Source organism: Micromonospora sp. NPDC005174 (assembly GCF_040608495.1).
Classification (GTDB): Bacteria; Actinomycetota; Actinomycetes; order Mycobacteriales; family Micromonosporaceae; genus Micromonospora.
In genome coordinates this window covers 106,716-120,847 of sequence record NZ_JBEXIJ010000009.1, presented here as the reverse complement: position 1 = coordinate 120,847, position 14,132 = coordinate 106,716, and the positions used below count along the sequence as shown (strand labels likewise).

Sequence of the window (14,132 nt, the reverse complement as noted above, 5' to 3'; positions counted from 1 at the left end):
GACCCGGCTCCGGCCCTTCCGTCGCAATGTGGCGCAAGGGCCGGAGCCAGGTGGGCGCGGCCACTCGGGTCAGCGGCCGTCGCGGGGGCCGAAGACGGCGAGCGCGTCGGCGTCACTGTGCTGGGAGCGTAGGTATTCGTCCGCCCAGGCGGCGGCGTCCGGGAAGGTCGACTCGGTCGCCACCCGGGCGCAGGCCGCGTCCACGTCGAAGGCGGTGCGGCGGAGCTGGACGCCCGGCCCGAGCATGGCCCACCACGCGCCCGCGCCCCCGTACGGCATGCCGAGGCTGCCCGCGTTGACGACCAGCCGCCGGTCGACCAGCCGCGTGAAGGGCATGTGGGTGTGGCCGCAGACGACCGTGGTGACCTCGGCCGGCAGGCCGGCGAACACCTCGGCCCAGCGAGCCATCCGGGAGTCGACGAGCACCAGTTCCTCGTCGTCGCGAGGCGTCGCGTGACAGAACAGCGTCGGGCCGAGGCCCTCGATCTCCAGCGTCACGGTCGCGGGCAACGCGGCGAGCCGGGCCACCTGGTCGTCCCGGAGCTGGTCGGCGGCCCAGTTCGACACCTCGATCGAGGCGGGTCGCCCGGCGCGGGCCTCGACGAGCTCACGTTCGCAGTTGCCGCCCACCCAGCAGGCACGGTCACCGAGATCGGCGAGCAGATCCAGCACCTCGACCGGCTGTGGACCGGCCGCGATATCGCCGGTCAGCACGAGCAGGTCGGCGGCGGCGACGTCCGGCTCGGCCAGGACGGCCTCCAGCGCGGGCAGCACGCCATGGATGTCGGAGAGTACGGCAACGCGCTTCAGCATGGCCCCACCCTCGCTGGCCCGGCACGGGTACGCCAGCGATTCTGCGCCGGGCAGACGTATCCCGGGCAGACGCAACATCAGGCGGACGACGACGTCCCCGCCTGCCGTCGGTGACGGCGGGCGGGGACGGGACGTACGGCTCAGACGCGGGCGCGGCGGGCGAGGCGCTCCGGGTCCAGGATGATGATGCTCTTACCGTCCAGTCGCAGCCAGCCGCGCGAGGCGAAGTCGGCCAGCGCCTTGTTGACCGTCTCCCGGGAGGCGCCGACGAGCTGGGCGATCTCCTCCTGGGTGAGGTCGTGGGTCACGCGCAGGACACCGCCGTCGCGGGTGCCGAACCGGCCGGCCATCTGGAGCAGGTTCTTCGCGACCCGGCCCGGCACGTCCGTGAAGATCAGGTCGGCGAGCGAGTCGTTGGTCCGACGCAGGCGCCGGGCGAGCACCCGGAGCAGCTGCTCGGCGATCTCCGGGCGGTTGTTGAGCCACGGCCGCAGCGCCTGCTTGCGCAGCCGCACCAGCCGGGTGTCGGTCACCGCGGTGGCGGTCGCCGTACGCGGACCCGGGTCGAAGAGCGACAGCTCACCGACCATGTCCGACGGCCCCATCACCGCGATCAGGTTCTGCCGGCCGTCCGCCGCCCGGCGGCCGACCTTGATCTTCCCGGACAGCAGGATATAGAGGCTGTCGCCGGGCTCGCCCTCATTGAAAACGATCTCGCCCTTGCGGACCTCGATCGTTTCCATCTCCTTGGCGAGCGCCTCGGCAGCTTCCGGGTCCACACCCTGGAAGATCCCGCTGCGGGCCAGTACCTCATCCATCGCGCACCTCCGGTTGCGCGTGCCGTCCGTCGGCCCGGGGCCGCCGTCCGCTGATCCCCTCGCGCGCCGCCAAGTCTAGGCGCACGTGAGCACGAATCAGAGGTCGCCCCTGGAATCTTGATCGGTGGGCGTAACCTGCCCGACGTGCTGAGGGACCCGATTCTGACCAGCCGCATCGAGGGCGGCCGGCCCGTGCCGCTGCTCGTCTGGCGGGCTGACGGCCCTCTGCGGGCGGTCAGCAGCGGCCCGCTGGGCGGCGGCGTCGGCGTCCGGCGGTGGGTGCTGAACGCGACGGTGCCCATGTCGTACGACCGGGACGACCCCGCCGCCCACCTGGCCGCGGTCGCCGCGGACCTGGCCCTGGACGGGCCCGGGGTGGGCCTGCTGACCGGCGTCGACGTGACCGAGGTGGTGGCCCGGACGGACACCGGTGTGCGGGCCTGGGCGACCGTCGGGCTCGGCACGCCGGTGCCCGCCGCCGCACCGGCCGCGGGCGCGCTCACGCAGCGGGTGGGCACGGTCAACATCGTGGTGTACGTGCCGGCCCGGCTCGCCGACTCGGCGCTCGTCAACGCCGTCGCCACCGCCACCGAGGCGAAGACCCAGGCGATCGGCGAACTGGGGTTGCCGGGCACGGGCACCCCCACCGACGCGGTCACCGTGCTCTGCCCGGTGGACGGGCCGGACGCGGCGTACGGCGGGCCGCGCTCGACGTGGGGCGCCCCGCTGGCCCGTGCCGTGCACGCCGCGGTGCGGGCGGGCGGCGAGCGGCCGGTCGTGCCCTGGTCAGACCGGCTGACCGGCTGAAACTCCGACCGATCGGCCCTCGTCGGCGCGTTCCGGGCTCGATAAGGTCGCGAGCGATGTACGCTGCCGCCCCCCTCGCGCCCCGCCGCGTCGCCATCGGCCTCGTGGTGCTGCTGGCCGCCCTGCTCGCCGCAGGCTGCGCCGACAGTGGGGAGGCCTCGGTGTGGCAGCCCGGCGCCGGTGGTGGTGGCACGGGCGTGCCGCTGAGCACGGCCGGGCCGAAGGCCAGCGGCGGCGCGTCGACGTCCGGCGGGGGCGACGCCATCTCGCTCTCCGCGACCGGCGACATCATCATGGGCAACGCGCCGAGCCGGCTGCCCGCCGCCGGCGGCAAGGGGTTCTTCGACCCGGTCACCGGGGCACTCAGGGCCGACCTGGTCATGGGCAACCTGGAGGAGCCGCTGACGGTGGACACCGGCACCGGCAAGTGCGGGCCCAACTCCACCCGCTGCTTCCAGTTCCGAGCCCCGCCGGAGTACGCCGCGCACCTGCGCGACGCCGGCTTCCGGCTGCTCAACCAGGCCAACAACCACGGCTACGACTACGGGCCGAAGGGCTACCAGAACACGCGTAAGGCGTTGGAGAAGTACGACCTGGAGCACACCGGCGCGCCGGACGAGATCACCGTGGTCGACGTCAAGGGCGTCAAGGTCGCCGTGGCCGGCTTCTCGTCGTACGTCTGGTCCAACAGCCTGGTCGACATCGCCAAGGCCAGGACGGTCGTCGCCAAGGCCGCCACCATGGCCGACGTGGTCGTGGTGCAGGTGCACATGGGCGGCGAGGGAGCGGACAAGACCCGGGTGAAGCCGGGCACCGAGCTGTTCCTCGGCGAGAACCGGGGCGATCCGGTCAGGTTCTCGCACGCGATGATCGACGCCGGCGCGGATCTGATCGTCGGGCACGGGCCGCACGTGCTGCGCGGGATGGAGTTCTACCGGGGGCGCCTGATCGCGTACAGCCTCGGCAACTTCGCCGGCGGCGGCAACTCGTTGAGCAACGCCGGGCGGCTGGGCTGGGGCGGCGTCCTGAAGGTGTCGCTCAAGCCCGACGGCGCGTGGGCCGGTGGCTCGTTCACCTCGACGTACATGAACTCGGCCGGCAGGCCGACGATGGACCCGGACGGCCGGGGCCTGGGCCTCGTCACCGAGCTGAGCCGTACCGACTTCCCCAGGAACGGGGCCCGGATCGACGGGCAGGGCAGGATCACCGCGCCGACCGCCGGTTGACCCGACGAGGAACGTCCGGGGTGCGACGTAGGCTGACCGTCGTGACCAGTAGCCCTCCCGGTGCCAGCGAGACCGACCTCGGGCGCACACGCCGCGCCCGCAAGATCGGCCGGGTGCTGGCCGAGACGCACCCCGACGCGCACTGTGAGCTGGACCACTCCAACGCGCTGGAGCTGTCCGTCGCCACGATCCTGTCCGCGCAGTGCACCGACAAGAAGGTCAACGAGGTCACCCCGAAGCTCTTCGCCCGCTACCCGAGCGCCGCCGCGTACGCCGGGGCTGACCGGGGCGAGATGGAGGAGCTGATCCGGCCCACCGGCTTCTACCGCAACAAGACCGACTCGCTGCTCAAGCTCGGGCAGGCCCTCCTCGACCGGTACGACGGTCAGGTCCCCGGCCGGCTCGCCGACCTGGTGACGCTACCCGGGATCGGTCGCAAGACCGCCAACGTCATCCTCGGCAACGCCTTCGACGTCCCCGGCATCACCGTCGACACGCACTTCCAGCGGCTGGTCCACCGGTGGCGGCTGACCACCGAGACCGATCCGGTCAAGATCGAGCACGCGATCGGCGCGCTCTACCCCAGGCGCGACTGGACCATGCTGTCGCACCGGATCATCTTTCACGGGCGGCGGGTCTGCCACGCCCGTAAACCCGCCTGTGGTGCGTGCACGCTCGCGAAGCTCTGCCCCTCGTACGGCACCGGCCCCACCGAGCCGTCCGCCGCCGCCAAGCTGCTCAAGGGCCCTCGGGCGCGTGACCTGGCCGTGGCGGCTGGGATCGACCCGGAGCTGGTGCCGCCGCAGGCGGTCGCCGCGGAGGTGCCGTGAACCGCCTTCTGACGGGTGCGCTCCACCGGCGGATCGCCCTGCTCGCTCTGCCGCTGGCGCTGTTCGTGGGTGGCTGCACCACCAGCCCGACCGACGACGCCGCGCCGCGGTCGGCCGCAGCCGAGCGTCCGTCGCCCTTCAAGGACTGCGCCGCGTTGGGAGCGCCTCCGGCGTCGTCCAGCCCTGCTGCTGCCTCGACCGGTGCTGGCGCTGCCTCCGGCACGCCCAGCCCCGGTGCTGCCGGTTCGCCCGACGCCGGCGCGACCGGGACGGCTGCGGGTGGGCAGGAGCTGCCGGCGCTGACCCTGGCCTGCTTCACCGGTGGTGCGCCGGTCGCGCTGCGAGACCTGGCCGGGCCGGCCGTGATCAACGTCTGGGCCTCCTGGTGCGGGCCGTGCCGCAAGGAACTGCCCGCGTTCCAGCGGCTGAGCGAGCGGACCGGCGGCCAGCTCCGGGTGGTCGGGGTCAACACCCGCGACAGTCGCAGCGGCGCCCAGTCCATCGGCGAGGACTTCGGCGTACGGTTTCCGGTCCTGGTCGACCAGGGCGACGCGCTGCAACGGGAGCTGAGGCGCAACGCCTTCCCGCTGACCCTCTTCGTCGACGCGCGGGGCCGCATCCGACACATCGACTCCACCGGTGCGCTCGACGACACCCAGCTCGCCGCGCTGGTCCGCCAGCACCTGGGCGTGGCGGTGCCGGCGTGACCCGTCGACCTCCGGACTGGATCGACCCCCTGCTGAGCCGGCTGGGCACCGCCCGCGTCGAGGACTTCACCCGCCTCACCACCCCGGCCGAGGGCGGGCGGGAGAGCGCCGTGCTGGTGCTGCTCGGTGAGCAGGCCGACACCGGGCCCGACGTACTGATCCTGCAACGGGCCGCGACCCTGCGAAACCACGCCGGTCAGCCGGCCTTCCCCGGCGGCGCGGCCGACCCGGAGGACGCCAACACGCGTGCCACCGCGCTCCGCGAGGCGAACGAGGAGGTCGGCCTCGATCCGGCCAGCGTGACCGTGCTGGCCGAGTTGCCGAAACTGTGGATTCCGGTCAGCGATTTCGTGGTCACCCCGGTGCTGGCCTGGTGGCACGACCCGCATCCGGTGCATCCCCGGGAGCCCGCCGAGGTGGCGCACGTGGCACGACTGCCGATCCGCGAGCTGGTCGACCCGGCGAACCGGCTCCGGGTCCGTCACCCGAGCGGCTGGGTGGGTCCGGCGTTCTCCTCGCGCGGCATGCTCGTCTGGGGCTTCACCGCCGGAGTGTTGGCGGCTCTGCTCGAGATGGGCGGCTGGGCCCGCCCGTGGTCGCCCGGTCGGCTGGTCGACCTGCCGCCCACGGGTGCCGCTCCCGCGCCCTCGGCAGGCACCGACGAGGTCGACGAGACCGCCCTGCGCTGACCACGCGGTCACCTTCCGCAAGCGATGGTCATCCGCTGGGCGCGGTGCCCGTACGCTGGACCCCGTGTCCGTCGTGGATCTCGTACTGCTGCTGCTCATGCTCGTGTTCGCGATCAGCGGATACCGTCAGGGTTTCGTCATCGGCATCACGTCACTGTCCGGCTTCTTCCTGGGCCTCCTGCTCGGCCTGCAACTCGGGCCGCTGTTCGCCCGGCAGTTCGTCGACGCCGGCACCCGCGTGCTCATCTCACTGGTGGCCATCTTCGGATTGGCGGTGATCGGGCAGGCGCTCGCCGGCTGGCTCGGCTCGCACCTGCGCAAGACGATCACCAGCGACGTGGGCCGGCGGATCGACGACATCGGTGGCGCCTTCGTCTCGCTGTTCGCGGTGCTCCTGCTGGCCTGGCTGGTCGCCGTACCGCTCGGGTCGTCGTCGGTGCCCTGGCTCGCCGCCTCGGTGCGCAACAGCGCGCTGATCAGTGTGGTGAACGGGGTTCTGCCGGAGGAGGCGCACCGGCTCTCGACCGCGTTGGAGGACACCGTCGACACCGACGGTTTCCCGGACGTCTTCGGCGGCCTCGCGCCCACCCGGGCCCGGCAGGTCGACCCGCCCGACCCGGCGCTGGCGGGTTCCCAGGTGGTGGTCAACGGTCAGCGTTCGGTGGTCAAGGTGCTCGGCTCCGCGCCCAGTTGCTCGCGCCGCATCGAGGGCTCCGGCTTCGTGTACGCCGACGACCGGGTCATGACCAACGCCCACGTGGTCGCCGGTACGCGCTCGGTGGCCGTGGAGTTGGGCGGCGAGCGGTACGACGGTCAGGTGGTGGTGTACGACCCCAACCGGGACCTGGCGGTGCTGCTGGTCCCGGGGCTCCCCGGCCCGTCGCTGCGGTTCGCCGCCGGCAACGCGGGCAGTGGCTCGGACGCCATCGTGCTCGGCTTCCCGCTCGACGGCCCGTACAACGCGCAGTCCGCCCGGGTTCGTGACGTCGACCGGATCAAGGGGCCGGACATCTACTCCTCCGGCGACGTCACCCGGGAGATCTACACGATCCGGGCGCTGGTACGCAGTGGTAACTCCGGCGGGCCGCTGCTCTCCGCCAACGGCCTCGTGCTCGGCGTCATCTTCGCGGCGGCGGCCGACGATCCCAACACCGGCTTCGCGGTGACCGCCGCCGAGGCCCGTCCGGTGGCGTTGGCCGGCGCCGAGCGCAACCGGGCCGTCGCCACCGGCGAGTGCACCTGAGCGCCGCCCCGGATCAGGTGCGGGCCGGGGCGGCGGCCGGCAGCTTCGCGCGCCCCCAGTGCAGTCCCCGGTCCAGGACCGCCCGGGCCATGATCGCCACGCAGGTGCCGCCGTTGAGGAAGGACGCCGTCACGTCGCTCGGGTGGTGCATCCCCCGGTACATGCGGGTCAGCGCCACACCCACCGGCACCATCAGCAGCAGCGTCCACCAGGCGACCTTCGCGCCGGTGCTGCGCGCCCGCAGGGCCATCAGCACCGCGATGCCGACGTAGAGGGCGACCGCTGCCGACGTGTGCCCGGACGGGAAGCTCGACGTGGGCGGTGAGACGTCCATGTGCTCCACCGCGGGTCGCTGCCGGTCGATCACCAGAGTGGTCAGCAGGAACACCAGCGCCTGGGCGGTGACGGCCGCGCACAGGAACAGGGGCTCCCGCCAGCGCTTCAGCCAGAGTCGCAGCGCCAGCGCCACCAGCACGGTGACCACGACGATCATCTGAGTGCTGGCGAGCGTGCTGAACACCAACGAGACGTTGTTCCAGCCGCCGGTGCGGTCACCGGCGAACTCCCGATTGACCGCGTCCTCGACGGTGAACGGCCAGGTTCGGTTCAACACCCGAGTGACAAGCACCCCGAGCAGCACCATGACGCCGAAAAGGAGGGAAACCGGCAGCAGCACCCGCCGGACGATCTGGACCACGGTGTCGGACATGAGCCGGCCAATACCCGGTCGGCGTCCCCGTCACGCCTCAGGTCGCTTCGGGCTGCCGCTCGACCTCGGGCGCAACACCGTCACGGGTCGGCCGGACCGGCCGGAGACCCGTGTGCGCTCGCCAACTGGTGAACGCGGCAGTGGTCGCCGCGACCACCGCCACGCCGAGCAGCCAGCCACCGAGCACGTCGCTGGTGAAGTGCACGCCGAGCACGACCCTGCTGAGCCCGGTGACCAGCGCGAGCAGCAGCGCGGCGACCCAGAGCGTGACCCGCGCCGCCCCGCGTCGGACGTACGGCAGGAACACCAGCAGCAGCACGCCCGCGGCCAGGGTGGCGTTCAGCGCGTGCCCGGAGGGGAACGAGTAGCCGGCGGCCCGGGCCACCGGGTCGAGCAGTTCCGGACGGTGCCGGCCGACGAGCAACTTGAGCAGCGGACCCATCAACCCGCCGACCACCATCGTGGTGGTCGCCCAGAGGGCCAGTCGCCGGGCGTGCCGGCGCACCAGCCAGATCACCGCCAGCAGCACGACGACCCGCAGCGGCATCGGCGCGAACACCTCGCTCCAGACCCGCATGAGCATGACCCAGGCCGGGTGGTTCACCGCGTGGTCGTGCAGCGCGTCGGTGATCGTCGTGTCCAGCCGGTGCAGCGGCGCCCACGCCCCGAGCACCAACAGCGCGAGCAGGGCGAACGGCACCAGCACCAGGAACGCCGCCGTCGCCGCCAGGGTCAGCCGCAAGCCCAGCGAGTGGTCCGGGTCGAGGCGACGTCGCCGCCAGGACGGGTGGCGGGTGGGGTCGAGGGTACGTGCGGCCGGCGTGCTCATGAGGTCGGTTCTACCCCGCCGGCGGGGCAATCAGGCCTGTCGTCAGCCGTTCAGCGAGTGCGCTGGCGGAACCGGCGCACCATCAGCGCCGCGCCGGTGACCAGAGCGGCGAAGAGCACGGCGCCTGTCCAGAGTCGCTCCGGCGCGGAATCGGCCGGTACGCCCGCCGGTCGGGCCTTCCACCCCGTCTGCTGCCGGGGAGCGGTGAAACCGAGGTCACTGCCCGCACCGCTCACCGGGTCGTCGTCGCCCGAGCCGGGGGCCGCACCGAAGCCGACCACCCCCGGCGAGGTCAGATCGTCCAGCGGGTTGGCGCTGACGGGGGCGACATCCGCCGTCAGCGCGGCCACCGGGTCGACCACCCCGTACCCGAAACGGTCGTCCCGGCCGGTCGGGCCGATGTCCCGGGCGGTGGCCACGAGCCGGTTGACCACCTGCCCCGCGGGCATGTCCGGGTAGCGGGACCGGACCAGCGCGGCCGTGGCGGCCACCAGCGGTGCGGCGAAGCTGGTGCCCTGCACCCGCCAGTACCCGTCGGTCGGACGGGCGCCGACCAGGTTGGTCGCGGGGGCGGTGAGCACCGTCGCCCGACCGGTGATCGACCCGGACCACAGGTTGTCGCTGTTGCGCTCCAACCCGGCGACCGCGATCACGCCCGGTTCACGGGCCGGGTACCAGGGCTTGGAGTCGGGCGACGTGGCCAGGTTGCCGGTGCAGGCGACCACCACCACGTCGCGGGCGAACGCGTAGTCCAGGGCCGCCGCCAGGGCAGGGCTGTCGCCGCTGCCGCCCAGCGACAGGTTGATCACCCGGGCGCCGTGGTCGACCGCCCACCGGACACCCTTCGCGACGATCAACGCGTCGTCGTACTTGTTGCGCTCGTCCAGCACGCGGACCGGAAGGATCCGCGAGTCCGGCGCCAGGCCGACCACGCCCCGCTTGTCGTCGTTGCGCCCGGCGATCAGCCCGGCGACCGTGGTGCCGTGGCCCACCGGGTCCGGACCGGCGCCGCCGGCCGGCCCGACCAGGTCGAGGCCGGGGAGCACCTGACCGGCCAGGTCGGGATGGTTGGCGTCCACACCGGAGTCGACCACGGCGACGACCACACCGCGGCCGGTCGAGGTGCGCCAGGCCGAGTCGGCACGCAACTCGTCGAGCTGCCACTGCTCGTCACGTACCTGGTCGGTGCGGGCGATGCTGTCAGCGGGCGCGAACGCGGCCGGCGCGCCGGCGAGCTGCCCGCCGCTGCTTGGCGCGGTGACAGGTGCGGTGCTCGGGACCGCGACAGCGACCAGCGCCGCCGCACCGAGCAGCGCCCGGCCGGCCCGTCTGGCCACTGCCGGACCGCTGTGCCGAACCCCAGTCACATCCTCTGCCATTCATCCCGACGGAACCTCGACGATCGGAGATTACCGGTTTCCCCACCCGTCACGGGAGGAACCGCGAAGACAGGTCACGGTGACGGCAGATGTGCGAGCTGCACGAGGCGTACGCCCTCCCGTCGGGTGACGAGCCGACCACGGCCCGGTGGCAGCGGCCCGGGCCGCACCGGCCCGACGAGCGCGCCCTCCTCGGGGCTGCCCGCCATCACCAGTCCGGCCGTGGAGAGTTCCCGTAGCCGCTGCACGATGGACTCGTACTGGGACCGGCCCGCGCCTCCGGAACGGCGGGCCAGCACCAGGTGCAGGCCGACATCGCGGGCGTGCGGCAGGTGCTCCTCCAGCGCCCGCAACGGGTTCGCCGGCCCGGTGGCCACCAGGTCGTAGTCGTCGACCAGCACGAACAGTTCCGGCCCCGACCACCACGAGCGGTCACGTAACTGCTGCGGGGTGACCTCCGGCCCGGGAGCCCGCCGCTCCAGGTAACCGGCGGCCGACTCGACCAGGTCGGCGGTGTGCGCGGCGGCGGTGCCGTACCCGATGAGGTGCGGCGTCTCGATGGCGCCCAGCAGGCTGCGCCGGTAGTCGACGAGGATGACCCGGGCCTCCTCGGGCGTGAACCGGGTGGTGATCGAGGCGGCCAGCGCCCGCAGGAACGACGACTTGCCGCACTCGGCGTCCCCGAAGACCACGAAGTGCGGCTCGGCGGCGAAGTCGAGCTGCACCGGCCGCAGATCGGCCTCGGCGACTCCGATCGGCAGCCGCAGCCCCGTCGTCGCGGTGAGATCCAGATCGGCGTACGGCAGCACCGGTGGGAGGAGCCGGACCCGAGGCGCGGCCGGTCCGGCCCAGGCGTCGGCGATTCGTCCGACCAGCTCGGCGGTGCCATCGCTCGAACCGGCGAGCCGTGGGAGCGCGGTGAGGAAGTGCAGGCTCTGGGCCGTCACACCCCGGCCGGGGTGCTCCGGCACGTTCGCCGCTGCCCGCCGGGCCACCAGGGAGTCGGACGGGTCGCCGAGGCGCAGCTCCAGCCGGGAGCCGAACAGGTCCCGGATCGCCGGCCGGAAATCCAACCAACGCAACGCCGTGGCGACCACGTGCAACCCGTATGACAGGCCGCGGGTGGCCAGGTCGGTGACCAGTGGTTCCAGGTCGTCGTACTCGTTGCGCAGCGTGCTCCACCCGTCGACCACCAGGAAGACGTCGCCGAACGGGTCGACGTCCGGCTGGTCGGTGGTCGCCGTCGCGGCCCGCCGCTGCCGGTACGTGGCCATCGACTCCACGCCCAGCTCGGCGAAGCGGCGCTCCCGCTCGGCCAACAGAGTCGTGACCTCGCCGACGCTGCGGCGTAGGGCGGTCGGGTCGGCACGACCGGTCACTCCGCCCACGTGCGGCAGGTCGCGCAGCGCCGCGAGACCGCCACCGCCGAAGTCGAGACAGTAGACCTGCACCTCGGCCGGGGTGTGGGTGAGCGCCAACGCGCAGATCAGCGTGCGTAGCGCGGTGGACTTGCCGCTCTGCGGCGCGCCGACCACCGCCACGTGCCCGGACGCGCCATCCAGGGCCAGCCAGAGCAGGTCCCGCCGCTGTTCCAACGGCCGGTCCACCACGGCCACCGGCACACTCAGCGCCCCGTGCAGCTCCGGGTTGCCCACGGTGAGCCCGCGCGCCGGATCCACCTCGACCGTGCCGACCAGCTCGTCCAGGGCCGGAGGGTCACCGAGCGGCGCGAGCCATACCTGGTGTGCGGGCGGGCCCTGCCCGACGAGCCGGTCGACCAGCAGGTCCAGCAGGGTCTCGCGGCTGCTCTCGTCCTCGGCCACCATGGGCAGGGCCGGGGTCGCCGGCTCCGGCAGCGGTACGACGTGAGTGGTGAACGTGAGCAGGCGGGCCCCCTCGCCAGCCGTGACGCCGCTCGTGTCGGCCCGGCGGCGTACGACCCCGGAGACGTACGCCGCCTTGAACCGCGCCAGCGGATCGGTGCCGGCGCGCAGGTAGCCGTGGCCCGGCGAGCGGGGCAGCTCGTGCGCGTCCGGCACCCCGAGCACCGTGCGGGACTCCAGGGCGGAGAAGGTGCGCAACCCGATCCGGTACGACAGGTGCGTGTCCAGCCCGCGCAGCCGGCCCTCCTCGAGGCGCTGGCTGGCGAGCAGCAGGTGCACGCCGAGCGACCGACCCAGCCGGCCGATCTGCACGAACAGGTCGATGAAGTCGGGCTTGGCGGAGAGCAGTTCGGAGAACTCGTCGCAGATCAGCAGCAGCGACGGTAGCGGGGCGAGTGGACTGCCGGCGGCCCGCGCCCGCTCGTAGTCCCGCACGCTGGCGAAGTTGCCGGCCCGGCGCAGCAGCTCCTGCCGGCGGACCAGCTCCCCGTTGATCGCGTCCACCATCCGGTCGACCAGGGGCAGTGCGTCGGCCAGGTTGGTGATCACGGCGGCGGTGTGCGGCAGCCGGTCGAACGGCGCGAAGGTGGCGCCTCCCTTGAAGTCGACCAGGACGAAGTTGAGCTGCTCGGAGCTGTGCGTCGCGGCCAGCCCCAGCACCAGCGTGCGGAGCAGTTCGGACTTGCCCGAGCCGGTGGCCCCGATCAGCAGACCGTGCGGGCCCATCCCGTCCTGGGCGGACTCCTTCAGGTCCAACTCGATGGCCCCTCCGTCGACACCCACCCCGATCGGGACCCGCAGCCGGTCCCGGGCCGAGCGCGGCGCCCAACCCTGCTCGGCGGTGAAGCTCTCCGGATCGCCGAGGCCGAGCAGCTCCGGCAGGCCCAGCTCGACGTCGAGTGGGGCGTCCGGGCCGCGGGCCGTACCGGCCAGCCGCAGCGGCGCCAACCGCCGGGCGACCGCCTCCGCGTCGGCGATGTCGAGGTGGTCGGCGCGGCCCACCTCGGCGTGCCCCTCGACCGACCACGAGTGCAGCCGCCGGCCGCGCAGTTCCAGCAGCAGCACGTACCGGTCGAGCAGGCGGGGCGGCGGTGTGTCCAGATCCAGCACGGTGACCGCGTCGATGCCGCCGTCGCCGGTCAGGTCGGTCGCACCGGTCAGGTCGCCGCCGTCGAGGACCACCACCACGTGTGGACCGTCGGTGGCCGGCCCGGCCGGACTGAACCGGGGCCGGCTGCCGAACACGTCCCCGAGCAGCAGTTCCAGCTCCGCAGCCGACGAGGTCACCAGCCGTACCGGCCCGAGCGCGTCCGTACGCCCGGGGTGGTGGGCGTGCGGCAGCCACTTCACCCACTCCCAGACGGCTCGACGCTCCGGCCCGGCGCAGACCGCGATCAGCAGCTCGTCGGGGGCGTGGAACACGGCCAGCTGGGTCAGCGCGGCCCGGACCAGGGCCTGCGCCGCCGGGTCACCGGTGGACGGGCCGCCGGTGGACGGGCCGCCGGTGGACGGGCCGCCGGTGGCGGTCCGCACGTGCACGCGGGCGAAGCTGCGCAGGGACAGGGCCACCGGCAGCTCCGGCACCACGGAGTACGCGTCCAGGAAGCGGCGCAGCGCGCCGGCGGTCATCGGCTCCAGCTCCTCCAACGGCCGGGTGACCGGCGGCACGAGCGGGGTGGCCAGCGTCTGCGGGCCGACGGCGACGCGTACCACCGCGAAGTCGGGGTCGGCGGGGCGGCGTTCCCAGACCCGACGGCTGTCCACGGTGGACCACAGGCGGGCGGGGTCGGGGTGCCGGTAGTAGAGCCCGGCCCGCTGCTGCCCGGCGGTCTGCCGGACCCGGCGGCGCAGCGTCGCCAGATGGCGCAGGTACTCGCGGCGGGCCGCCATCATCTCGGACTTCTTCGGGGTGCCCGACGCGCTGCCCCACGTGGTGACGAGCATCGCCAGCGACGAGAGCCCGAACATCCCGCCCACCACGTACGAGTACGCCCCGCCACCGCGGCCGAACATCATCGCCATCGCCACCGTGCCGCCGAGCATGGGCAGGACCATCAACATCTGCTGCCACCGCCCGCCGGCCACCGCCGGGATCTCCGGCGGTGCCTCGACGGGCAGCTCGCCGACGGGGATCTCCGGCGCTGGCCGCCGCGGTGGGCGCTTGATGACGACGGTGGACACTCGGCCTCCTGACTGCGC

The 14,132-nt window shown here is 73.3% G+C and carries 12 protein-coding genes; 6 read left to right on the top strand and 6 right to left on the bottom strand.

All coding sequences use genetic code 11. The features are described from left to right. Nucleotides 1–69 precede the first annotated feature (69 nt). Together ABZU91_RS13295 and ABZU91_RS13290 are read right to left on the bottom strand one after the other, a co-directional pair. Nucleotides 70–813 (bottom strand): metallophosphoesterase family protein, encoded by a 744-nt coding sequence (locus tag ABZU91_RS13295; protein WP_355238614.1) that lies wholly within the window; start codon nt 811–813, stop codon nt 70–72. 140 nt (nt 814–953) lie between these two features. Beyond that, a complete protein-coding gene (locus ABZU91_RS13290) occupies nt 954–1,631 on the bottom strand; it encodes a Crp/Fnr family transcriptional regulator (RefSeq protein WP_007466162.1) in 678 nt (225 codons plus the stop codon). A 144-nt stretch (nt 1,632–1,775) separates the two neighbouring features. Between ABZU91_RS13290 and ABZU91_RS13285 the strand changes: the two genes are divergently transcribed. The 6 genes from ABZU91_RS13285 to ABZU91_RS13260 all read left to right on the top strand — a co-directional run bounded on the left by ABZU91_RS13285 (nt 1,776) and on the right by ABZU91_RS13260 (nt 7,133). Then, nucleotides 1,776–2,438: an adenosylcobinamide amidohydrolase gene (locus tag ABZU91_RS13285; protein WP_355238610.1), complete on the top strand. Its 663-nt coding sequence runs from the start codon at nt 1,776–1,778 to the stop codon at nt 2,436–2,438. Nucleotides 2,439–2,494: 56 nt separating this feature from the next. Then, complete coding sequence (locus ABZU91_RS13280; protein WP_355238607.1) at nt 2,495–3,664, top strand: CapA family protein; 1,170 nt, start codon at nt 2,495–2,497, stop codon at nt 3,662–3,664. Nucleotides 3,665–3,705: 41 nt separating this feature from the next. Beyond that, on the top strand, nt 3,706–4,494 hold the full coding sequence (gene nth / locus ABZU91_RS13275) for an endonuclease III (protein WP_355238605.1): 789 nt from the start codon (nt 3,706–3,708) through the stop codon (nt 4,492–4,494). Further along, the gene (locus tag ABZU91_RS13270) at nt 4,491–5,201 is read left to right on the top strand and encodes a TlpA disulfide reductase family protein (protein ID WP_355238602.1); all 711 of its coding nucleotides are present in this window, start codon (nt 4,491–4,493) and stop codon (nt 5,199–5,201) included. The genes nth and ABZU91_RS13270 overlap by 4 nt, the downstream gene beginning before the upstream one ends. Next, the gene (locus ABZU91_RS13265; RefSeq protein WP_355238599.1) at nt 5,198–5,890 is read left to right on the top strand and encodes a CoA pyrophosphatase; all 693 of its coding nucleotides are present in this window, start codon (nt 5,198–5,200) and stop codon (nt 5,888–5,890) included. The genes ABZU91_RS13270 and ABZU91_RS13265 overlap by 4 nt, the downstream gene beginning before the upstream one ends. A gap of 64 nt (nt 5,891–5,954) precedes the next feature. Continuing rightward, nucleotides 5,955–7,133 carry a MarP family serine protease gene (locus ABZU91_RS13260; protein WP_355238596.1) on the top strand — a complete coding sequence of 393 codons (1,179 nt, stop codon included), beginning with the start codon at nt 5,955–5,957 and terminating at the stop codon, nt 7,131–7,133. Nucleotides 7,134–7,146: 13 nt separating this feature from the next. Here the strand turns inward: ABZU91_RS13260 and ABZU91_RS13255 are convergent, their stop codons facing one another. The 4 genes from ABZU91_RS13255 to eccCa all read right to left on the bottom strand — a co-directional run bounded on the left by ABZU91_RS13255 (nt 7,147) and on the right by eccCa (nt 14,114). Beyond that, nucleotides 7,147–7,842, bottom strand: a complete 696-nt coding sequence (locus tag ABZU91_RS13255; protein ID WP_355238593.1) for a phosphatase PAP2 family protein — start codon at nt 7,840–7,842, stop codon at nt 7,147–7,149. A gap of 37 nt (nt 7,843–7,879) precedes the next feature. Then, nucleotides 7,880–8,671: a phosphatase PAP2 family protein gene (locus ABZU91_RS13250; protein WP_355238590.1), complete on the bottom strand. Its 792-nt coding sequence runs from the start codon at nt 8,669–8,671 to the stop codon at nt 7,880–7,882. Between the two features lie 50 nt (nt 8,672–8,721). Continuing rightward, nucleotides 8,722–10,050: a type VII secretion-associated serine protease mycosin gene (mycP, locus tag ABZU91_RS13245; protein ID WP_355238587.1), complete on the bottom strand. Its 1,329-nt coding sequence runs from the start codon at nt 10,048–10,050 to the stop codon at nt 8,722–8,724. A gap of 74 nt (nt 10,051–10,124) precedes the next feature. Further along, nucleotides 10,125–14,114 (bottom strand): type VII secretion protein EccCa, encoded by a 3,990-nt coding sequence (eccCa, locus tag ABZU91_RS13240; protein ID WP_355238584.1) that lies wholly within the window; start codon nt 14,112–14,114, stop codon nt 10,125–10,127. Nucleotides 14,115–14,132: the final 18 nt, after the last annotated feature.